Annotated in this window: 17 protein-coding genes; 7 read left to right on the plus strand and 10 right to left on the minus strand. The window is 71.1% G+C overall.

What is annotated here, in order from left to right:
* Position 1: 1 nt before the first annotated feature.
* The 5 genes from ACIGEP_RS00120 to ACIGEP_RS00140 all read right to left on the minus strand — a co-directional run bounded on the left by ACIGEP_RS00120 (position 2) and on the right by ACIGEP_RS00140 (position 5,257).
* The gene (locus ACIGEP_RS00120) at positions 2-748 is read right to left on the minus strand and encodes an SDR family NAD(P)-dependent oxidoreductase (RefSeq protein ID WP_396659601.1); all 747 of its coding nucleotides are present in this window, start codon (positions 746-748) and stop codon (positions 2-4) included.
* Positions 745-1,596: a fumarylacetoacetate hydrolase family protein gene (locus tag ACIGEP_RS00125; RefSeq protein ID WP_396659602.1), complete on the minus strand. Its 852-nt coding sequence runs from the start codon at positions 1,594-1,596 to the stop codon at positions 745-747. Before ACIGEP_RS00125 ends, ACIGEP_RS00120 begins: the two co-directional genes overlap by 4 nt.
* A 283-nt stretch (positions 1,597-1,879) precedes the next feature.
* Positions 1,880-3,382 (minus strand): protein kinase, encoded by a 1,503-nt coding sequence (locus ACIGEP_RS00130; RefSeq protein WP_396659603.1) that lies wholly within the window; start codon positions 3,380-3,382, stop codon positions 1,880-1,882.
* Positions 3,383-3,470: 88 nt separating this feature from the next.
* Positions 3,471-3,809: a hypothetical protein gene (locus tag ACIGEP_RS00135; RefSeq protein WP_396659604.1), complete on the minus strand. Its 339-nt coding sequence runs from the start codon at positions 3,807-3,809 to the stop codon at positions 3,471-3,473.
* The gene (locus ACIGEP_RS00140) at positions 3,806-5,257 is read right to left on the minus strand and encodes a PspC domain-containing protein (RefSeq protein ID WP_396659605.1); all 1,452 of its coding nucleotides are present in this window, start codon (positions 5,255-5,257) and stop codon (positions 3,806-3,808) included. The genes ACIGEP_RS00135 and ACIGEP_RS00140 overlap by 4 nt, the downstream gene beginning before the upstream one ends.
* A 113-nt stretch (positions 5,258-5,370) precedes the next feature.
* Here ACIGEP_RS00140 and ACIGEP_RS00145 point away from each other — a divergent pair, with 113 nt between their 5' ends.
* Genes ACIGEP_RS00145 through ligD form a run of 6 tightly spaced genes read left to right on the plus strand, consistent with a single transcriptional unit; the run spans position 5,371 to position 13,520 of the window.
* Complete coding sequence (locus ACIGEP_RS00145; RefSeq protein WP_396659606.1) at positions 5,371-6,642, plus strand: PspC domain-containing protein; 1,272 nt, start codon at positions 5,371-5,373, stop codon at positions 6,640-6,642.
* Positions 6,635-7,303, plus strand: coding sequence for a LuxR C-terminal-related transcriptional regulator (locus ACIGEP_RS00150; protein ID WP_396659607.1), 669 nt, complete (start codon positions 6,635-6,637; stop codon positions 7,301-7,303). The genes ACIGEP_RS00145 and ACIGEP_RS00150 overlap by 8 nt, the downstream gene beginning before the upstream one ends.
* Positions 7,300-8,841: a glycosyltransferase family 2 protein gene (locus ACIGEP_RS00155; protein ID WP_396659608.1), complete on the plus strand. Its 1,542-nt coding sequence runs from the start codon at positions 7,300-7,302 to the stop codon at positions 8,839-8,841. Before ACIGEP_RS00150 ends, ACIGEP_RS00155 begins: the two co-directional genes overlap by 4 nt.
* A gap of 53 nt (positions 8,842-8,894) precedes the next feature.
* Entirely contained in the window at positions 8,895-11,339 is a 2,445-nt protein-coding gene (locus ACIGEP_RS00160; protein WP_396659609.1) for an ATP-dependent helicase, read from the plus strand.
* 39 nt (positions 11,340-11,378) lie between these two features.
* The gene (locus tag ACIGEP_RS00165) at positions 11,379-12,461 is read left to right on the plus strand and encodes an SseB family protein (protein ID WP_396659610.1); all 1,083 of its coding nucleotides are present in this window, start codon (positions 11,379-11,381) and stop codon (positions 12,459-12,461) included.
* A gap of 45 nt (positions 12,462-12,506) precedes the next feature.
* A complete protein-coding gene (gene ligD / locus ACIGEP_RS00170; protein ID WP_396659611.1) occupies positions 12,507-13,520 on the plus strand; it encodes a non-homologous end-joining DNA ligase in 1,014 nt (337 codons plus the stop codon).
* 3 nt (positions 13,521-13,523) lie between these two features.
* On the opposite strand, the gene ACIGEP_RS00175 is transcribed toward ligD, so the two are convergent.
* The 4 genes from ACIGEP_RS00175 to ACIGEP_RS00190 all read right to left on the minus strand — a co-directional run bounded on the left by ACIGEP_RS00175 (position 13,524) and on the right by ACIGEP_RS00190 (position 17,802).
* A complete protein-coding gene (locus tag ACIGEP_RS00175) occupies positions 13,524-14,720 on the minus strand; it encodes an AI-2E family transporter (protein WP_396659612.1) in 1,197 nt (398 codons plus the stop codon).
* Between the two features lie 44 nt (positions 14,721-14,764).
* Positions 14,765-15,805 carry an ATP-dependent DNA ligase gene (locus ACIGEP_RS00180; protein WP_396659613.1) on the minus strand — a complete coding sequence of 347 codons (1,041 nt, stop codon included), beginning with the start codon at positions 15,803-15,805 and terminating at the stop codon, positions 14,765-14,767.
* Positions 15,806-15,844: 39 nt separating this feature from the next.
* A complete protein-coding gene (locus ACIGEP_RS00185) occupies positions 15,845-17,071 on the minus strand; it encodes an acyl-CoA dehydrogenase family protein (RefSeq protein ID WP_396659614.1) in 1,227 nt (408 codons plus the stop codon).
* A 68-nt stretch (positions 17,072-17,139) separates the two neighbouring features.
* Positions 17,140-17,802, minus strand: coding sequence for a TetR/AcrR family transcriptional regulator (locus ACIGEP_RS00190; RefSeq protein WP_396659615.1), 663 nt, complete (start codon positions 17,800-17,802; stop codon positions 17,140-17,142).
* A 73-nt stretch (positions 17,803-17,875) separates the two neighbouring features.
* Here ACIGEP_RS00190 and ACIGEP_RS00195 point away from each other — a divergent pair, with 73 nt between their 5' ends.
* On the plus strand, positions 17,876-19,390 hold the full coding sequence (locus ACIGEP_RS00195) for an FAD-dependent oxidoreductase (protein WP_396659616.1): 1,515 nt from the start codon (positions 17,876-17,878) through the stop codon (positions 19,388-19,390).
* 1 nt (position 19,391) lies between these two features.
* On the opposite strand, the gene ACIGEP_RS00200 is transcribed toward ACIGEP_RS00195, so the two are convergent.
* Complete coding sequence (locus ACIGEP_RS00200; RefSeq protein WP_396659617.1) at positions 19,392-19,892, minus strand: small multidrug efflux protein; 501 nt, start codon at positions 19,890-19,892, stop codon at positions 19,392-19,394.
* Positions 19,893-19,987: the final 95 nt, after the last annotated feature.

Here is a 19,987-nt window from a genome sequence, read left to right on the forward strand (position 1 = left end):
GTCAGCGGCGCACGCGCAGGTGGGTGACGCCGCCGTCCACGTCGAGGTTGGCGCCGGTGAGCGACGGCAGAGACGGGTCGGCGGCGAACATGATCGTCGCGGCCACCTCGGCGGGGCTCACCATGTGGCCGGTCGCCTGACGCGCATCGAGTGCGGCGCGCTCGGCCACCGGGTCGTCGAAACGCGCCAGCATCCGGTCGACGAAGGGTGTGTGCACCGTTCCCGGGCTCACAGCGTTGACGCGGACGCCCTCGGAGACGTGATCGGTCGCCATCGCGAAGGTGAGTGCGAGCACCGCCCCCTTGGATGCGGAGTACAGCGCACGGTCGGGCAGGCCGTTCAGCGCCGCGATCGAACACACGTTGACGATGGCGGCGCGCGACGACGCGCGCAGGTGGGGGAGCGCCGCGGCGCTGGCGCGCGCCATGCCGACCACGTTGATGTCGAGGACGCGTGCCCACTCGGCGTCGTCGTTGCCCTCGACGGTGCCGATCGCGCTGATGCCGGCGTTGTTGACGAGCACGTCGATGCCGCCGAGCGTCTGCGCCGCGTGATCGACGGCCTCGGTAGTCTGCGCGCGGTCGCGAAGGTCGGCCGCGACACCGACAGCCGAAGCGGGGAGGTCGTCGACGCTGACGTCCAGGACGGCCACCCGAGCGCCCGCTGCCAGGAACGCCTCCGCCGTTGCGCGTCCGATGCCCGAGGCGCCCCCGGTGACCACGACCCGCAGGCCCTCCCAGGCGCTCATGCGTTCACGAACCGCTGTCGGGCGCGGCCCAGGCCGGCGATCTCGAGTTCCACGACATCACCGTCGCGCAGGTAGGCGAAGTCGTTGGCGCCGAGCGCGACACCGGCCGGGGTGCCGGTGTTGATGACGTCACCGGGCCGCAGGACCATGAACTGGGAGAGGTAGCGGACCACGTGCAGCACGGGGAAGATCTGGTTCGCCGTCGACCCGTCCTGCTTGAGCTCGCCGTTGACCCACAGCCGCAGCGACAGGTTCTGCACGTCCTCGATCTCGTCGGCGGGCACGAACCAGGGACCGAGCGGGTTGAAGCCCTCGCAGTTCTTGCCCTTGTCCCACTGGCCCCCGCGCTCGAGCTGGAACTCGCGTTCCGAGACGTCGTGCGACAGGGCGTAGCCGGCGATGACGGCCGCCGCCTCGGCATCCGTGTCGAGATAGCGGGCCTCGCGGCCGATGACGACGGCCAGCTCGACCTCCCAGTCGGTCTTGGTCGAACCGCGGGGGATGGGCACGTCGTCGTGCGGCCCCGACAGGGTGTCGGCCGCCTTCATGAAGACCACCGGTTCGGCCGGGTAGGGGGCGTTCGTCTCGTCCGCGTGGTCCCGATAGTTCAGACCGATGCACACGATCTTGCCGGGAGCGGCGATCGGGGCTCCGGTGCGCGCGTCCTCGGGCAGATCAATGCGGGGAAGGATGCCGTCGGCCAGAGCCTTCCGCGTGCGCGCGACCCCGTCGGCGGCGAGGAAGGCGCCGTCGATGCGAGGTGTGAGGGGAGTCAGATCGAAGGTCTCGCCGTCCTGGGTCACGACCGGGAGCTCGTGACCTCGCGGTCCTCGGTGGGAGAAGTACATCGCTGTGCCTTTCGATCTCGCGTCCGCGCAGCCGGACGTCGATACATCCTATCTATGCGGACGCCGACGCCCATCTGCGTGCCGGAGAGGGCGCTCGTCGCAACGAAGATCGGATGATCTCCCGCCATCGACGCGACGGCGGGAGTCGAACCCGCTGCACATCCGGTATGACCCGGTGCCCGGGACCACCCGGACCGCCGCGATGGCCCCACGCTAACGCGGGGCTCCGACCTTCCGTCGACCGATGACCCGCGATGACGGCCTGTGTCCTCCTGTGACGTGCTCAGCCCTTCGCGGACTTGTCTTTTCCGCTCTTGCCGGAGCTGTTGCCGTTGCCGTTGCCGTTGCCGTTGCCGGAGTTCTGCTTATTCCCGGACACGGCGGAGTTGTCGGACGCGTGTTCCTTGGCGTTCTGATTCGCGTTCGAACGTGCCTGCTGTCCGGGGTCGTCCTCGGTCGCGGCGGTGTCGCCTGCGCTGTCGTCGGATGCGGGTGGGGCGGGTTCCGCGGACTCTGCGGGCGCGTCGACATCGGGAGAGGTGTCCGACTGAGACGCCCCCTCCTCCGGCCGGTCGACGGTGACGACGGCCGGGCCGGTGCCGTCGTCGGCGACGAGGTCTGCGGGGGCGGGCGTCGTGGGGCCGGTCAACGTCTCCTCCGGCGCGGGACCGGTGCCCGGTGCGCCGCCGGCCCACAGCGCGCCGACGACGATGTGGAGCGCGATGATCGCGGCCGCAGCCCCCGACAGCAGCCAGATGCGCGTGCGTCGTGCCCGACGGGCGGACCGTGCGGCTCGGCGTCCCCGCGGGATGTCGTCCCGCAAGGAGACGGTCGCGGTCCCCGCGAGGGGAGGAACGGTCGCGACCGCGGGTACGGCGACCGCAGCGTCGAACGGCTGCGTCTCCTCATCGACGGCGGCCGCGGTCGGACGGGTCGGTCGGACGATGTCACGGGGCAGGATGCGAGCGCGAGCGGACACCTGGGCCGCCGTCGGGCGATCCGCGGGGTCGCGCGCGATCATGGCCTCGAGCAGCCCCGACCATTCGACGCCCAACCACGCCGGGATCTCGGGGGTCTGGACCAGACGCGCCATGACACGACCGATCCCCGACGCTTCGGGGAACGCCCGGTCTCCTGTGATCGTCTCGAGCAGCAGCAGGCCGAGCGCGTAGACGTCGGCCGGGGGACCGGCCGGTTCGCCGCGGACCTGCTCGGGGGCGAGGTACGCGGCGGTCCCGATGACCGTGCCGGGGCTGGTGTGCCGGGTGCTGTCGGCCAGGTACGCGACGCCGAAATCGGCGAGCTTCGGCCAATACGCGCGTCCCGGAACCGTGCCGGGGGCGAGCAGGACGTTCGAGGGCTTGACGTCGCGGTGGACGATGCCCGCGCGGTGGACGGTGTCGAGTCCCGCGGCGAGTTCGACGGCGAGGCCGGCGGTCTCCGCGGCATCCAGGGGGCCGTCCTGCAGCGCCACCGCGAGTGAGGTGCCCTCGACGAACTCCATGACGAGGTACTCGGGCTGGCCGGGGACGATCTTCGCATCGAAGAGCGTGACGAGCGAGGGATGATTCAGCGAGGCGAGCAGGGACATCTCCATGCGGGCGCGCGGCAGGATGGCCGGATGCTCCGCCTCGGTCCGCATGATCTTGATGGCGACCGTCCGGCCGAGGACGACGTCCTCCGCGCGATACACCCGTGCCATGCCCCCCTGGCCGACGCACGGTCCGAGGACATAGCGCCCGTCGAGCATGCCCGACGTGACCGGTTCGACGGGCGGTTCGGTCACGGCCACTCCTGCGGGAACATCGGGCTGCGGCTGGCCCGTCGGAACGTCGCCTGCGGTGCGACAATTCGACCGTAGGGCCGCACACCGATCAGGTCTGGCGGCTTGACTCCGGTGTCGTTTGGTGTATACGACGGCGCGTGAGAGCCCGCTGCCCGGCGCGCAGCACGCCGGCGATCGCGCCGACCATCACGAGGACACCGACCATGAGAAGGAGCACGGCGATCGCCGCCCCCGGCTCTGCGCTCGCGAGGGCGTCCGTGAGGGTGTCCGTCGCGGGGGCGGACGACGCGACGGCGTACCCGGCGGCGGCCACGGCCGCGAACGTGAGCCCCCAGACGACGGCGGCCCAACGGATGCGGGGACCCGGCGTGGCGGCCGCCGATGCGGCAGGGCCATCCGGCGGGGTGTCGGCGTGCGCATCGGTCATGACGAAGGGCCTTCCGGGGTGATGTCGTTCTGGAGGAACAGGTCGATGTACCCGGAGTCCTGCTCGATCACGAGCGTGTGCGTCGTGGTGGGCGAGGTGGTCTCTCCGAGGCTCATGGAGTAGCGGGTGCGACCGTCGGGCAGTGTCGTCTCGACGACGCCTCCCACTTCCGCGGGGGTGAGGCCGCCGTCGGTCGGGGTCGAGATGTACACACCCGCGTTCTCCGTGACGATGTCGACGTCGACTCTGACGCCTTCGTCGACGCCGACGGTGGTGCTTCCGGATCGCTTCTCGACGGTCGTCGTCCCGTACCGCTCCGTGTCTGCGAGGACGACGGACAGATCGCCCCACGGCTGCACGAAGGTCGTGCCGGAGGTTGCCGAGCCGTCGATGTTGGAGATCCCCCAACTCCCGAAGTGGAGCTCCCGCCCGACCGTCATCGCGGTCGCCGCGACTCCTGCGACCAGGGTGACGGCCGTCACGAAGGCGAGGAAGCCGCTGCGCCGACGCAGGGCGCCGGCGACGGTCATGGCGCCCGCCAGCACGAGGGCCGCGACGAACAGCCCGGCCGCGATCGGATCCGCGGCGCGCGCGGTCAGGGCGACGATCGTGCCGGCCGTCACAGCGGCCCCGACCGCGAGTGCGGCGAACGCGAACGGGGCGCGGGGCGCCGTCGCCTGACGGTGCCGTCGGCGCTCCGCGGCCTCGGTGGCGAACGCGGCCGCGCGCTCCTGCCGCTCGCGCCGCACCTGTTCGCGGGCGATGCGGGCGGCATCCTGCTGCTCCCGCCGCCACGCCTGATCCTGGGCCTTCCACGCGGCGTGCTGCGCGCGCCACTGGGCCAGCTCGTCGTCGTCCGCGTCGCGCCCGGGGGTCGCCGGCTCCTCCGGTCGATCGATGTGATCGGCCGGATCGCCGTCCTCGGGCTCCGCCGCGATGACCGGCGCGACATCCCTTCGACGGGGGAGGAGCACCACCACCACGGCGAACAGGATCGCGACGACCGCGATGGTGACAGCCACCGCGGTCAGTCCGTCGGAGAAGACCCGCGTGAGGACCGACAGTGCCGGCAGACCGAGGAGGAGGGCGATCGGTGAGGGGACGAAAGCCGCCGCGACGAAGAGGGCGGCGCCGATCTGCGCGGGGTGGAACCGGCGTTCACCGGCCTCCTGCGCCGGGATCCGGCCGTCCGCGTCGGGGAGGACGGCCCACGCGACGCCGTAGAGGAGTGCCACGGGGATGCCCACGACACCCAGGACGACGAGGATCCCTCGCACGATCAGCGGGTCGACGCCCCACCGTGCGGCGACCCCCGCGGCCACCCCGCCGAACCAGCCGTCGGCACGGATGACGCCGAGGGACGAGGTCCAGCCGAAGAAGCGCTCGCCGCGGCTCGGGCGCGCGGGCGGCGGGTCGGCAGGCGGAGCGAGTGCGGGCTGAGGGTCCATACTCCGATCGTGCCGGGGTCCCGCATCCGCCGATATCGGGGGTCACCCTGATCCGTCCCTGATCATCCTTCCGGACGATGGTCGCCCGGGGCACGAGGTGGTGTGATGTGGGAATGTCCCTCCCTTCGACCGTGTCGGATGCCGCGGCGCGGCCGGTGCGGCCCGCTCGCCCCGTGGCGCGGCCCCGTCGTGTACGACTGGCGCGTCCGCGTGAGATGGCCGTTGCGGGCGTCGCCGCAGGTCTGGCGGACCACCTCGGTCTCTCCGTGAGACGCGTGCGGGTGCTGTTCGCGGTCACCGCCGTCTGCGGCGGTATCGGCCTCCTCTTCTACGCGTGGTGCTGGGCGTTCATGCCGGTGCGCAGCGGCGACACGACGCCCACGCGGCGTGTGCCGGTCGCGTGGTTGCTTCTGTCCGGGGCAGGCGTCGCACTCGTGGCCCTGCTGCTCACTGCGCCGGACGGTCGGTGGATGTGGCTCACGGTGCCGACGGGGGAGGGGGCCGGATACGGCGTGCGATTCTGGTCGACGGTGCCGTGGGTGTGGGCCGCCACCGTCCTCGCCGCCGCCTCGGGTGTCTGGGCGGGCGCGGTCGACCGCACCGACCCGGCCCGCGGCCCCCGTCACGCGACGATCGTGGGCGTCCTCGCCGCCGCGGCGCTCGCCGTCGCGGTGATCGTGATCCTCCCGGCGGTCGACGAGCGCGGCGGCCGTGCGGTCCTCGGCGAACTCGTCGTGCCGGTCGCGGGCGCTCTGGCGATCGCGGCATCCGCTCTCCTGCAGGCGTGGCGACGACTCGTGGACGACCGGATCGGCCGGGTCCGCGAGGAGCAGCGCGCGGCGATGGCGGCCCATCTGCACGACTCCGTGCTGCAGACGCTCGCGCTCATCCAGAACCGGTCCGAGGCGTCGAGCGAGGTCTCTCGCATCGCCCGCGCGCAGGAGCGCGAGCTGCGCGCGTGGCTCTACGACGGGGACTCCCCGGCGGACAGCGACCTGCCCACCGACCTCCGCGACTACGCCGGGGCGCTCGAGCTCGACTTCCCCGTCCGCATCGACGTCGTCTCGACGGGAAGCTCGACCGAGCGCGCGAGCGGCGAACTCGCCGCTGCCGCGCGGGAGGCGATGCTCAACGCCGCGCGGCACGCGGGCGGTGAGGTCTCGGTGTACATCGAGGGCGCGGCATCCGGAGTCGACGTCTTCATCCGCGACCGCGGCGAGGGGTTCGACCCCGCGGCCGTTCCGGCTGACCGATGGGGTGTGCGCGAGTCGATCATCGGACGGATGCGGCGTGCCGGCGGCTCCGCCGTCATCCGATCGGTGCCGGAGGTCATCGGCACGGAGGTCGCGTTGAGTCTGCCGGCGACGGGGGCGCGACGTGACTGACGCGGCACCCCTGCGGGTGGTCATCGTCGACGACCACTCGATCTTCCGATCGGGACTCCGCGCCGACCTCGACCCCTCGGTGCGGGTGGTCGGAGAAGCCGCGGACGTCGAGAGCGCGGTCGCCGTCATCGCGTCGGAGCGGCCCGACGTCGTCCTCCTCGACGTGCACCTGCCGGGCGCCGACGGCACTGCGCACGCGCTGGGCGGGGAGGCCGTGATCCTCGGGTCGACCGGCACCGCGACGCGCTTCCTCGCGCTGAGTGTGTCGGATGCCGCCGCGGACGTCGTGCGCGTCATCCGCGCCGGCGCGAGGGGGTACATCACGAAGGGCTCCTCGGGTGCGGACGTGAGTCGAGCCGTGCGTGCGGTCGCCGGAGGGGATGCGGTGTTCTCGCCCCGCCTGGCCGGTTTCGTGCTCGACGCCTTCGGTGCCGCAGCGGGCGAGACGGCCATCGTCGACGACGAACTGGATCGACTCTCGCGCCGGGAGCAGGAGGTGATGCGCCTCATCGCCCGCGGGTACGCCTACAAGGAAGTCGCGCAGGAGCTCTTCATCTCGGTCAAGACGGTCGAGACGCACGTGTCGTCGGTGCTGCGGAAGCTTCAGCTGTCGTCGCGCCACGAGTTGACCGCGTGGGCCACCGAGCGGCGCCTCCTGTGAACTCTCGCGCGGCGCGCTCCTCGACGGCGCTCGTGATCGCCGTGTGGGTCGCTCTCGTCGTGCCGCTCGTGACCTGGGCGGCGGAATCGCGATCACCGCTCGCGGTCGCGTTCGCCGTGGCGAGCGCGCTGACCTGGGTGGCGGGCGGACGCGCGCTCGCGCTGTGGGTGCGCGCCTCGTCCCCGCGCCGAGCCGAGTCCGTCGGGGGAGGTACGCGTCCCGATCGCATCGCCCTGCTGGTCTGCGTCTGCGACGATCTGGATGCCGCGGCCGTGGTCCGCAGCGCCCGTCAGGACGTCCCGGTCGACGTCGTACTGCTCGACGACTCCCGTGATCCGGGCGTCATGGCGCAAGTCGACGCCCTGGCTTCTGCGCGGGGGTGGCGTGTGCTCCGACGCACCGACCGGTCCGGCTTCAAGGCGGGCAACCTGAACGCCGGCATCGCCCGGCTCCGCGGACGGTACGACGCCTACCTCGTCTGCGACAGCGACGTCGTCCTCGATGCCGGTGTCGCGCGCGTGTGCGCCGCGGCCCTGGCCGACCCTGCGGTGGCCGTGGCGCAGGCCTCACCGGCGGCATCCCCCGGTCGCAGCCGATTCGCCCGCTACTTCGGTCCGCTCCTGGCCACCCATCTCGCCGTGACCCGGCGCGGACGCGCGGCGCACGGCGTCACCGCCTTCCTCGGTCGCGGCGCGCTGGTGCGGGCCGCGGCGATCGACGACGTCGGCGGGTTCCCCGACGCCGTCGCGGAGGATCTCGCGATGACCGTCCGACTCCGCCGACGAGGATGGCGGATCGTCGACGCCGACGTCGCATTCACCGAGGACTACCCGATCGACTACGCGGCGTTCCGCGTGCAACTGCGCAAGACGGCAGAAGGCGCCGTCGAGTTCCTGCGGCATCCCGAGCGGATGCGGGAACTCGCCCTGCGGGAGGGTCTCGACCTGGGGCTCGAGACGGCGCTGGTCCCGGTGACGGCGCTCGCCGGTGCGATCGCGCTCACCGGCGGGGCGGCTCTCGCCGGACTCGGCACACCGCCGCCGGTCTGGGTGATGGTCGTCTCCGCCGTCGCCGCGCTGGCGCCTCTGCTCCCGGAGGCGGTGCGGCGCGCCCGCACACGCCGCCTCGCGGCGGGCCTGGTCTTCGCGCTGGCCGCCGGTCTGCTCTACACCTCGGTGACGTTCGTGGTGCTCGCTGCCGTGATCCGGACGGTGCTCGGGCGGCGCGCGACCTTCTGGGTGACGCCCAAGAGCCGGTCGCGTCGACGAGCCGTCGCGCTGTTGCGGGATGAGATCGTCCTCGTCCCGCTCCTCGCGGTGGGCGCCATCGCCGCTTCGGGGTCGCTCGCCGCAGCGGCCGGACCAGCCATGCCCGCGGCTGTTGCCGCGCTGTTCGCGTGGGGCGCGCTGCGGGGTCATGCGCGTACGCACCTCGCGGCACCGCTCGCGCCGCGCCGTCGCCGCGGGGCGACCGCTGCGCGGCGGCCGCGTGCCGTCGCGCAGGTCTCACGCGGACTTCCGCGGACACTCGCGCGCTAGGCGGCAGACGGGGCGAGAGGGATGTCCGTGGGCGAACGTAGACTCGAAGGGACATGAGCGACTCCATCAAGCCCGTGATCGTCGGCGCCGGAGCGTCCCGTCCCACCGGCGAATCCCGACCCGACGAAGACCTGCTGGCCGGGCTCAATCCGCCCCAGCGCGAGGCTGTCATCCATCGAGGACCGGCCCTCCTGATCATCGCCGGCGCGGGTTCGGGAAAGACGAGTGTGCTCACCCGGCGCATCGCCTCGCTGCTGCGCACGCGTGAGGCGTACCCCAGCCAGATCCTCGCCATCACCTTCACCAACAAGGCCGCGGGCGAGATGCGCGAGCGCGTGCGGCAGCTCGTCGGCGAGAGCGCTCAGGGCATGTGGATCTCGACCTTCCACTCGGCATGCGTGCGCATCCTGCGCCGCGAGGCCGACCAGTTCGGCTTCACGAAGAGCTTCACGATCTACGACTCCGGTGACTCGCGGGCTCTCATCAAACGCCTCGTCAAGGAGCACGAGGGCGACTCGTTCGGGTTCACCCCCGCCGCCGTCCAGGGCCGGATCTCCAAGCTCAAGAACGAGCTCGCCGATGCCGAGTCCTACGCCCGCCAAGCGAACATGAGCGATCCCGCCGAACGGGTCTTCGTCGACATCTTCGCCGACTACCAGCGGTCGCTGCAGAGGGCGAACGCCTTCGACTTCGACGACCTCATCGCGCAGACCGTCTATCTCTTCCGCGCGTTCCCGCACGTCGCCGACGTCTACCGCAAGCGGTTCCGGCACATCCTGGTGGACGAGTACCAGGACACCAATCACGCGCAGTACGCGCTCATCCACGAGCTGACGCGACCCGTCGTCGGCAAGGCCGGCGATGCGTTCTCCAGCGGCGGCATGATGATCTTCGAGCCCGACGAGGCCCCCGAGATCGCGGGCGCATCGCTCACCGTCGTCGGCGACTCCGACCAGTCGATCTACGCGTTCCGCGGCGCCGACATCCGCAACATCAGCGAGTTCGAGCGCGACTTCCCGGGCGCGAAGGTCGTGCTGCTCGAGCAGAACTACCGTTCGACGCAGAACATCCTGTCGGCCGCCAACGCCGTGATCGGCCACAACTTCGACCGCAAGGACAAGAAGCTGTGGACCGACGTCGGCGACGGCGACCCCATCATCGGCTTCACCGGCTACTCGCAGCACGACGAGGCGCAGTTCGTCGCCGACGAGATCGAGTCATTGCACCGCAAGGGCGTCGACTACGCGCAGATGGCGGTCTTCTACCGCACCAACTCGCAGTCCCGTGCGCTCGAGGAGATCTTCATCCGCTCGGCCGTGCCGTACAAGATCATGGGCGGCACAAAGTTCTACGAGCGCGCCGAGATCAAGGACGCCCTCGCCTACCTCGTGTCGGTCGCGAACCCCGCCGACGAGATGGCGGTCCGCCGCATCCTCAACAAACCCCGCCGGGGCATCGGCGACGTCACCGAGACGGCGATCGCACGCTACGCGGCATCCGAGGGCATCACCTTCCGCGACGCCCTCGCGAACGCCTCCGCGCTCGGCGTCGGCGCCAAGGTGCAGAAGTCGATCGCCGAGCTCGACGCCGTGCTCGCCGAGGCGTCCGAGATCATGCTGCCGGGCTCGGGCGAGATCGCGCCGTCGACCTCGGTGACCGAGGGCCTGCGCGTCCTCTTGAACAAGTCCGGCTACTACGACGCACTGCGCATGTCGAAGGACCCGCAGGACGAGGCGCGCGTCGAGAACCTCGACGAACTAGTCGCGGTCACGCGGGAGTTCGCGCGCAACAACCCCGACGGCACCCTGCTCGATTTCCTCACCGAAGTGACGCTGGTGTCGGATGCCGACGACCTCGACGACGCGAGCGGTTCGGTCTCGCTCATGACGATGCACACCGCGAAGGGCCTCGAATTCGACGCCGTGTTCGTCACGGGCGTCGAGGAGGACCTCATCCCGCACCGCATCTCGGCGGGGGAGCCCGGCGGTCCGCAGGAAGAGCGTCGCCTCTTCTACGTCGCGCTCACCCGCGCCCGCAAGCGCCTGCACCTGTCGCTCGCGATGACCCGCGCCCAGTTCGGCGAGGTGTCCGCCGCGATGCCGAGCCGGTTCCTGCAGGAGATCCCGCACGAGCTGATCGACTGGCGACAGTCGCCCGGCGACGTCAACTCCCGCGGCGGCACGCAGTCGCGGGCGCTCAACGCTCGATCCGGCTCCCGGTTCGGCGGCTCCAACCGTTACGGCGACGATCTCGTGCCGCTGCCGCCGCGCGAGAAGTCCGACGCCCTCGCGAAGTTCGCCAACCGGATCCCGGCGAAGATCCGCGACAACGGCGACATGGAGCTGGCGGCGGGCGACCGCATCCGTCACGACGACTTCGGTGAGGGCAAGGTCGACATGGTCACCGGCGAAGGAGCGAAGCGCGTCGCGCACGTGCGGTTCGACACGGCCGGGCCGAAGAAGCTGCTGATCAAGGTGGCGCCCATCACCAAGCTGTGAGGAGCGTCCGGGTGGCCGCATCCCGCGTACCCTGAAGCAATGGCTCTGTTCTCCCGCCGCCCGAAGAAGGACTCCGATCCGACGGGCGAGGTGCCCGTCGACGCGCAGGCCGACGTCGACGAGGTCCAGCAGGACGTCAGCGCCGCCGTCGCAGCCGAGCAGGCCGACGAGGCGGATGTCGAACCCGTCCCGCACGTGCCGATCTCGGTCTCGACCTACGGCAAGCCGGTTCCGCGTCCCGCGCCCGAGCCGGAGCGCCTGCCGAAGACGCCCGAGACGGCTCCCGCTCCGAGCGAGAGTCGCCCCGGAATGCCCGACAACACACTGCTGAGCACCGCGCTGGCGGAGGTCCCCGAAGAGGTCGACAACGCCACGATCCTCGCCGTCATGCGCCAGGCGTTGCAGGGCACCCTGTACCTGCGCATCCTCGGCGACGCCCGTGCACAGGCCGCCGCGGGCGAGCCGCTGCGACTGGCGATCTCCATCGTCGGCGAGAAGAAGTTCCTGCTCGCGTACACCGGCGCGGCCGCGCTGCAGGCCGGGCTCGGCGATGAGGCTCAGAACACGTCGATCCTGTCCCAGCCCTCGCAGCGCGTGCTGCGCAACGTCATCGACGCGGGCTACGACGGCATCGTCTTCGACCACGCCGGACCCGGCCGCCGCATCGTCCTGCCGACGGGCCTCATCCAGCGCAGCCTCGACCAGGCCGACCCCGAGTTCACCATCAAGAACCTGCTCGCAGGCCCGCGCACCGCGGAAACGGCCCGCGCCGTCGTCGACGCCCTGGTCGCGCGTGGCGCCTGGATCGCGGCAGGGCCCCGTGCCGACGGCCAGGGCATGGGTGTCGCCGAAGCGCGCTCTGCCGAGGGCGGTCGGTACCTTCAGGTCTTCTCGCACCCGCTCGAAGTGCTGACGCTCCGCCGCGAGGATCAGCCGATGCCGCTCACCGCGGCGCAGCTCGGTGCCGCCCTCAAGAGCGAGTCGGGCCTCGACGGATTCCTCATCGACCCCGCCGGTCCGTGGATCCGTATCGAGCGTGCCGAGCTGGACGCGCTGATCACGATCGCCGACGCGGCGGAGACCGTCGACGCGGCCGCCGACGCCGAGACCGACGAGGACTGAGCAAGCCCCTGTCCCCGCCGGTGGTCCGCCCTTAGGGTGGGGCCCATGGCATCGGAGCGGATCACCCTGCAGCTGCCCGGAGGCAGGGAGCTCTCGCTCTCCAGCCCGAACCGCGTCGTCTTCCCCGAGCCGGGTATCACCAAGCACGAGCTCGCCGAGTACCTCCTCGCCGTCGCCGGCCCCTTCCTGAGCGCGAACGGGCACCGCCCGGTCTCGCTCGAGCGTTTCCCCGACACCGTCGACGGCGACAGCTTCTTCTCGAAGAATCCGCCGAAGGGCACACCCGACTACGTCGACCAGGTGATGTGCACGTACAACAGCGGGCGACGGCATCCCCAGGTCGTTCTCGGTGAGATCGCCGCGGCCGTCTGGGCGGTGCAGATGAACACGGTCGTCTTCCATCCGTGGGCCTCGCTCGCCGCCGACACGGACAACCCGGTCGAGCTGCGCATCGACCTCGATCCGCAGCCCGGGACCGACTTCACGGATGCCGCTGCGGTCGCACCGATCCTGCGAGAGGTGCTTCGCGAGGCCGGGCTCGAATCGTGGCTCAAGACGAGCGGGAACCGCGGCATCCACGTCTTCTGCCCCATCGAGCCGACGCACGAGTTCCTCGATGTGCGTCATGCGGTGATCGCCGCGGGACGTGAACTCGAACGGCGGATGCCGGACCGTGTCACGACGAACTGGTGGAAGGAGGAGCGCGGACAGCGCATCTTCGTCGACTTCAACCAGGCGAACCGCGACCGCACGATGGCCGGGGCGTACAGCCCGCGTGCGCTGCCCGGGGCCACCGTGGCGACTCCGATCACCTGGGACGAGCTCGCCGAGGGCGTCGACCCCGCCGCGTTCACGGTGCGGACCGTGCCGGACCGCCTCGCCGCGATCGGTGACCCCTGGGAGGGCTTGCAGGATGCGCCCGGGCGGATCGACACGCTCCTCGCCTGGTGGGAGCGCGATCTCGAGGCGGGGCTGGGTGAACTGCCGTTCCCGCCCGAGTTCCCGAAGATGCCGGGTGAGCCGCCGCGGGTGCAGCCGTCGCGCGCGAAAAAGGACTGACGCTCAGTCGGCGGTGCGCGGCGTCCCTGCCGTGACCGAGTCTGCCTTCTCCTCGAGCGGCTTCTTCCGTCGCGCCCACCGGGCGGGAGTGTTCGGTCCGTCCCACACCTGGATGATGCCCCACGCGGCAGCGGTCAACGGCACGGCGAGGATCGCGCCGACGATGCCGCCGAGCACAGTGCCGATGGTCAGCACGATGAGGACCGCGAAGGCGTGGAGCTTCATCGACCGCCCCATCAGGAACGGCTGCAGGAAGTTGCCTTCGAGCTGGTTCACCGCCACGACGACCACGACCACCCAGATCGCCGGTACCAGGCCGTTCGTCACGAGTGCGACGAGCGCGGCCAGGATTCCGGCGACCGTCGCTCCCACGATGGGGATGAAGGCCAGGACGAAGACGAGCGCGCCGAGCGGCAGTGCGAGCGGGATCTGCAGGATGAGGAGGCCGATCGTGATGCCGATGGCGTCGACAGCGGCGACGGCGGCCGTGCCACGGAGGTAGGCACCGAAAGTCTGAACGGCCTTGTGACCCACGCGCACGGCGCGTTCGTAGTTCGATCCGCGGAAGGGGCGGATGAGGAATTCCCAGAGCTTCGGGCCGTCCTTCAGGAAGAAGAAGAGCGTGACGATCATGAGGACGAGCCCGGTGAGGAAGTTGGCGACGGCGCTCACTCCGGCGAGGGCGCCCGAGCCGAACTGGGAGCTCGTGACGAAGTCGGTGGCGGTGCCGACCCACTCGTCGATCTGCTTCTGATCGATGTCGAACGGCAGCGACTCGGCCCAGGCGAGCACGCTCTGGAACCCGTCCCGCGCCTTGCTCGACAGATCGTCGAATTCGTCGCGGACGGCGTTGACCACCAGCCAGCCGATTCCTCCCAGCACGACGACGAAGGCCAGCAGCGTGAGGATGGTCGCGAACACCGAGGGGATCCCGTGCCGCCGCAGCCACGCCATGAGTGGCGCGGCCGCCGAGGCGATGATGAGCGCGAGGAGGACGGGGATGACGACGACGGTGAGCTGCAGCATCCCGAGGATGAGCGCCGTGGCGATCACGCCGACGATGATCACCTGCAGCGATCGGGTCGCGAGCGTCCCGAAACCGTCGGACCACATGCTGCCCGGTTTGCCGGCCGAGGTCACCAGCAACGGCGTGTTCTCGTCGGGTCGCACCGAACGTGAGGAGGTGAAGAACAGGCCCATGCAGCGACCCTATCGACCTGCCCCTTCGGGCGAGGCCCCTTGACTCAGCTGAGGACGTCGGCCAAGTCGTAGGCCGACACGGTCTCGAGCTGATCGAACGTGCACGAGCGGGCATCGCGGTCGGGGCGCCACCGCTGGAACTGCACGGTGTGGCGGAAGCGGTCGCCCTCGAGCTGGTCGTACGCCACTTCGAGCACGCGCTCCGGACGCAGGCGAACGAAGGAGGTGTCCTTCGAGGCGGTGAACCGGGAACGGTCGGACTGACCGGTGACCGCGTCACCGTCCTCGTCGCGGACGACGAGAGGTGCGAGTTCGTCGATGAGCTCGAGCCGGCGGGCGTTGCTCCAGGCCGCGACTCCGCCCACCTGGTGGAGGCGCCCGCCGCCGTCGTAGAGTCCGACGAGCAGCGAGCCGACCCCTTCGCCGCTCTTGTGGATGCGGTAGCCCATGGCGACGACGTCGGCCGTGCGGGCGTGCTTGATCTTGAACATCGTGCGCTTGCCGGGCGCGTAGGGAAGTGCGAGGGGCTTGGCGACCACTCCGTCGAGCCCCGCGCCCTCGAACTCGGCCAGCCAGCGCTCGGCGAGGGCCGCGTCGGTGGTCGTGCGGGTGAGGTGGATCGGATGCGGCACGCCGCCCAACAGGCCTTCGAGCTGCGCGCGGCGCTCGGAGAACGGTGCGCTTTGCAGGTCGCGGTCGCCGCGGGCGAGCAGGTCGAACGCGACGAACATGGCGGGGGTGGTCTCGCTGAGCAACGCGACGCGGGATGCCGCCGGGTGGATGCGCTGCGACAGCTGCTCCCACTGCAGTCGCTGCGAGCCCGGCTCCCCGTCCGCGACGACGATCTCGCCGTCGAGCAGGCACGGCTCCGGCACGAGGCGCGAGACCGCGTCGACGAGCTCGGGGAAGTAGCGGGTCAGCGGCTTCGACCCGCGCGAGCCGATCTCGACCTCCGACCCGTCCCAGCCGATCAGGGCCCGGAAGCCGTCCCACTTCGGCTCGTAGAGCAGGCCGCCCGCGGTCTTCTCGGAGTCGGGGATGCCGGGGACGGATTTCGCGAGCATCGGCGCGGGGATCTCGTACATCCCCTCATCCTGCCCGCCGCCCCGGCGCGGGGGAACGGGTCAGGCGAACGCGCTCACGCCGGTGATGTCGCGCCCGAGCAGGAGCGCCTGCACCGACTCGGTGCCCTCGTAGGTGTGAATGGCCTCGATGTCGGCCATGTGCTGCATCACGCCGTTCTCGAGCAGGATGCCGTTGCCGCCGAGCAGGTCTCGGGCCGTGGCGGCGACCCGACGCGCGGCCCGCGTGTTGTGGAACTTCGCGAGCGATGCCTGCGTGGGCCGGAGGCCCCCGGCGGTCTCGAGGTCGGCGAGGCGACGGCAGTAGAGCTGCATGGCGGTGAGGTCCTCCAGCATGTGCGCGAGGCGCTCCTGCACCATCTGGAAACGGGCGAGCGGCTTGCCGAACTGCACGCGCTGCTGCGCGTACTGAAGGGCCGCCTCGTAACACGCCGTCGCGTGTCCGAGCGCCGACCACGCCACGCCGGAACGGGTCGCGTAGAGGACCGTCGAGGCATCCTTGAAGGTCCTCGTCCCGGGCAGGACCGCGTCGGAGGGCACCCGCACGTCGTCGAGCGCGATGTGGGCCTGGTGGATGCCGCGCAGCGACGCCTTGCCGGCGATCACGGTGCCGGTGTAGCCGGGACGGTCCTGCTCGACGAGGAAGCACCGGACGGCACCGTGGTGCTCGTCGCCCTCGGCGTCGACGCGCGCCCAGACGAACGTGACTCCGCCGGACGCGCCGTTGCCGATCCACTTCTTCGCGCCGCGGAGGACCCAGCCCTCGCCCTCGCGCCGGGCTGTCGTCTCGAGCGAGACCGAGTCCGACCCGTGGTCGGGTTCGGTGAGGGCGAAGGCGGCGGGAACCTCGAACCGCGCGATCGCCGTCAGCCACCGCTCCTGCTGAGCCTCACTGCCGAACAGGGCCAGCGTCCGCAGGGCGAGCCCGCCCTGCACCGCCAGCACGGTCCCCAGCGACCCGTCGCCGCGCGAGACTTCCATGTTCACGAGCCCGGCCGCCAGGGGCGAGAAGCGGGCGAGCCGGGGATGGTCGATGCCGTCGTTCAGCAGATCCAACTCACCGAACCGCCGGGCGATGTCGAGCGGGTACTGCGCGGTGTCCCACGCGTCCCGCATCCGGTCGCCGATCTCGTCGACGAAGCCCTGCGCCCGCTGCCACACCTCGCGGTCGGCGGCCAGGATGTCGGCGAAGACGGCGTAGTAGTCCGTGTCGAGACGGCCGAGCACGTCGTAGCGACCGGAGGAGCCGCCGGGCAGAGGAGTGGTCATCGCGACAGGATACGCCGGGTTGGTATCCAGTTCCACCTAGAGTGGGACGCCGTATCAGTTGCGTGGTGTCAGCGCAGGGAGCCGAGTCGGCGCGCCACTTCGGCCGGCGGCATCCGTCGAGGGAACGTCGCCACGACGACGTCGTCGCCGGACGGCGGCTCGGGATCGGGGTGGACGCCGAAGCGCCGGAGCAGTTCGTCGTAGGCGGACTCGAGGACCGTGGCGGAGACCCGCTTCGGGCCGCGGAGCAGTCGTCGCAGGACGTGGTTGTGCACTGCCGTCACGGCGGCGGCGAACGCCACCGCGTCGACGGGGTCGAGACCCGGGACGGAGCGTCGCAGGTAGTCGTCGAACAGCCGCTCGTAACGGAAGACGGTGACGATCTCGCGGTCGCGGAGCGACGGCACCTGACGGACGACGGCGTATCGCCGGCGCGCGACCTCGGGGTCGGCGGCGAAGTGACGGAACACCTGCACGGACGCCTCGCACACCGCCGCCCACGGGTTCTCGTGAGGATCGGCGAGATACGTCCGAAGCGTCTCGAGCAGCACCTCGTGGTCGGCGAAGACGACATCGTCCTTGCCGCCGAACTGGCGGAAGAACGTCGACCGTGAGACGCCGGCGGACTGCGCGATCTGCTCGACCGACGTCTGCTCGTAACCGTGCTCGGCGAACAGGGCGAGCGCGGCGGCCACCACTGTGCTTCCCGTGGGACGGAGGTCGTCGGCCATGCAGGGAAGCCTACTGCGAGGGGGTTCTGTCAAGGCCTGTGGTGTCGGCGATGCGACGACGTTGACTCGGCCCATGTCCTCCCTGTGGAAGCACCGTCCGTCGGAGTCCGCCGGCGTCCCCTTCGCCCCCGGCAGCCGTCATGAGATCGTCGTCGTCGGGGCGGGGCTCACCGGTCTCGCGACCGCGTACGAACTCGCGCGCTCCGGGGTCGACGTCGCCCTCGTCGAGCGCGGTGCGATCGGCGAACTCGCGTCGGGTTCGAACACCGGCAAGGTGTCACTGCTGCAGGGGACGACGCTCTCGTCGCTGCGATCGGGGCACCCGGCATTCCTCGTCCGTGCCTATGTCGACGCGAACCGCGACGGCTTCGCGTGGATGACGGGCACCGCCGAGCAGCTCGGGGTGCCGCTCACGTCGCGCACCGCCTATACGTACGCCCAGGCTGACGACGGGCGCTCCTCGGTCGTGAAGGAGTACGACGCCGCCCGTGAGGCGGGTCTGGCCGTGCGGCTCGTCGACGACGCCGAACTCCGCGAGGCCGCCGTCCCGATGGTGGCGGCCGTCGCGCTCGACGACCAGCGGGCGATCGATCCGATGCAGATGCTCGCGGCGCTCGCCGATGCCTTCGTCGCAGCCGGCGGCACCCTGCATCTCGGCGTCCACGTCCGCGGCGTGAAGGTCTTCCCCGAGCCGCGGGTGGAGACCGACCTCGGTCCGCTCTTCGCCTCGCAGGTCGTGGTGGCCACCGGCATCCCGATCCTCGATCGCGGTCTGTACTGGGCGAAGGTGAGCGGGATGCGGTCGGCCTGCGTCTCGTTCACGCTCACCGACCCCCTGCCGGACGGGATGTACCTCTCCGCCGATGAGCCGACCCGGTCGGTACGCACGATCTCGCCGGAGGACGGACCGTCGGACATCGCGCAGATCGTGGTGGGCGGCGCGGGTCACCCGGTCGGACGGGCCACATCGGAGCGTGCGCTGCTCGACGAGCTCGTCCAGTGGGCGCGGCAGACGCTCCCGGTGGGGGAGGAGACCCACCGGTGGTCGGCGCAGGACTACACGTCGCACAACCGCGTGCCGTTCATCGGCGCCATGCCCCGATCGCTCGGACGCGTCCGCTTCGCGACCGGATATGCGAAATGGGGCCTGACGAATGCGCCCGCGGCGGCGCTGCGCATCGTCAGTGAACTGCGCGGCGAGAGCTGGCGCGATCGCCCCCGATGGATGACGCAGATCGGGACGCGCCTCACGGTGCCCGCCGACCTCGCGCGGGGCGCGGCCGAGAACGTGAAGGTCGCGGCGGCGGCGTCGAAGGGATGGGCTGCGGCCGAAGGGGAGGCCGTCCCCGTGTCGCAACCCGCCGAGGGCGAGGGGGTCGTGGCGCAGCGGGCGGGTCACCCGGTCGGCATCTCGACCGTCGCGGGGGAGACCCGTGCGGTGAGCGCGGTGTGCCCGCACCTCGGCGGCGTGCTGGAGTGGAACGACCTCGAGTGCACGTGGGACTGTCCGCTGCACGCCTCGCGGTTCACGGCCGAGGGTGAACGCATCGAAGGCCCCGCATCGCGAAGCCTCCGACGGGTCGACTGACTCAGCCGGCCGCGGCGATCACCCCGGTGATGATCAGGGTGACGAGGGTGGTCCACAGGACGATCGCCGTGCCCTGCCAGAACAGCACGACGCGGGTCGGGACACCCGTGCCCTCGAGCGCCGCGGCGGTGAACTGGGTGGGCAGGATGAGGGGGCCGAGCAGGCTCACACCGGGCGTTCCGTAACGGTGGTACGCCTTCTGGAACTTCTCGGACCGCGCGGACGGGGGCTTCTCGGCGCCGCCTCCGCGGGTCGTGACGGCGGTGCGGACGCGGGCGGTCACCAGGACGACGATCGCGACGCAGAGGAAGTTGCCGGCCGCGCCGGCGATCGCGGCGACGACCGGGTGGATGCCGCCGATGATGCCGATCGCGGCCGCGCCCTCGCCCTCGATGAAGGGGACGGCTCCCGCGAGCGCCACGATGAGCGGCTGCACGAGGTCGGGCACCTGGGCGACGAGGTCCTGGAAACCGGCGACGAGGTCGGAGACGGGGTTCGACATGATGTCCTCTCGGATGCGGCGACCGGATCTCGTATCGCCGTGATCCCATCCCACCCAGGACCCGGCGACGGCGGCAGTGTCGTGGCGTCACCTCT

This window comes from Microbacterium sp. NPDC077663, assembly GCF_044542795.1.
GTDB lineage: Bacteria > Actinomycetota > Actinomycetes > Actinomycetales > Microbacteriaceae > Microbacterium.

Excerpts from the sequence above, each read along its gene's own strand:
- ACIGEP_RS00120 (WP_396659601.1), bottom strand. The coding sequence starts at position 748 with ATGAGCGCCTGGGAGGGCCTGCGGGTCGTGGTCACCGGGGGCGCCTCG.
- ACIGEP_RS00125 (WP_396659602.1), bottom strand. The coding sequence starts at position 1,596 with ATGTACTTCTCCCACCGAGGACCGCGAGGTCACGAGCTCCCGGTCGTG.
- ACIGEP_RS00135 (WP_396659604.1), bottom strand. The coding sequence starts at position 3,809 with ATGACCGATGCGCACGCCGACACCCCGCCGGATGGCCCTGCCGCATCG.
- ACIGEP_RS00140 (WP_396659605.1), bottom strand. The coding sequence starts at position 5,257 with ATGGACCCTCAGCCCGCACTCGCTCCGCCTGCCGACCCGCCGCCCGCG.
- ACIGEP_RS00145 (WP_396659606.1), top strand. The coding sequence starts at position 5,371 with ATGTCCCTCCCTTCGACCGTGTCGGATGCCGCGGCGCGGCCGGTGCGG.
- ACIGEP_RS00160 (WP_396659609.1), top strand. The coding sequence starts at position 8,895 with ATGAGCGACTCCATCAAGCCCGTGATCGTCGGCGCCGGAGCGTCCCGT.
- ACIGEP_RS00165 (WP_396659610.1), top strand. The coding sequence starts at position 11,379 with ATGGCTCTGTTCTCCCGCCGCCCGAAGAAGGACTCCGATCCGACGGGC.
- ligD (WP_396659611.1), top strand. The coding sequence starts at position 12,507 with ATGGCATCGGAGCGGATCACCCTGCAGCTGCCCGGAGGCAGGGAGCTC.
- ACIGEP_RS00175 (WP_396659612.1), bottom strand. The coding sequence starts at position 14,720 with ATGGGCCTGTTCTTCACCTCCTCACGTTCGGTGCGACCCGACGAGAAC.
- ACIGEP_RS00180 (WP_396659613.1), bottom strand. The coding sequence starts at position 15,805 with ATGTACGAGATCCCCGCGCCGATGCTCGCGAAATCCGTCCCCGGCATC.
- ACIGEP_RS00185 (WP_396659614.1), bottom strand. The coding sequence starts at position 17,071 with ATGACCACTCCTCTGCCCGGCGGCTCCTCCGGTCGCTACGACGTGCTC.
- ACIGEP_RS00190 (WP_396659615.1), bottom strand. The coding sequence starts at position 17,802 with ATGGCCGACGACCTCCGTCCCACGGGAAGCACAGTGGTGGCCGCCGCG.
- ACIGEP_RS00195 (WP_396659616.1), top strand. The coding sequence starts at position 17,876 with ATGTCCTCCCTGTGGAAGCACCGTCCGTCGGAGTCCGCCGGCGTCCCC.
- ACIGEP_RS00200 (WP_396659617.1), bottom strand. The coding sequence starts at position 19,892 with ATGTCGAACCCCGTCTCCGACCTCGTCGCCGGTTTCCAGGACCTCGTC.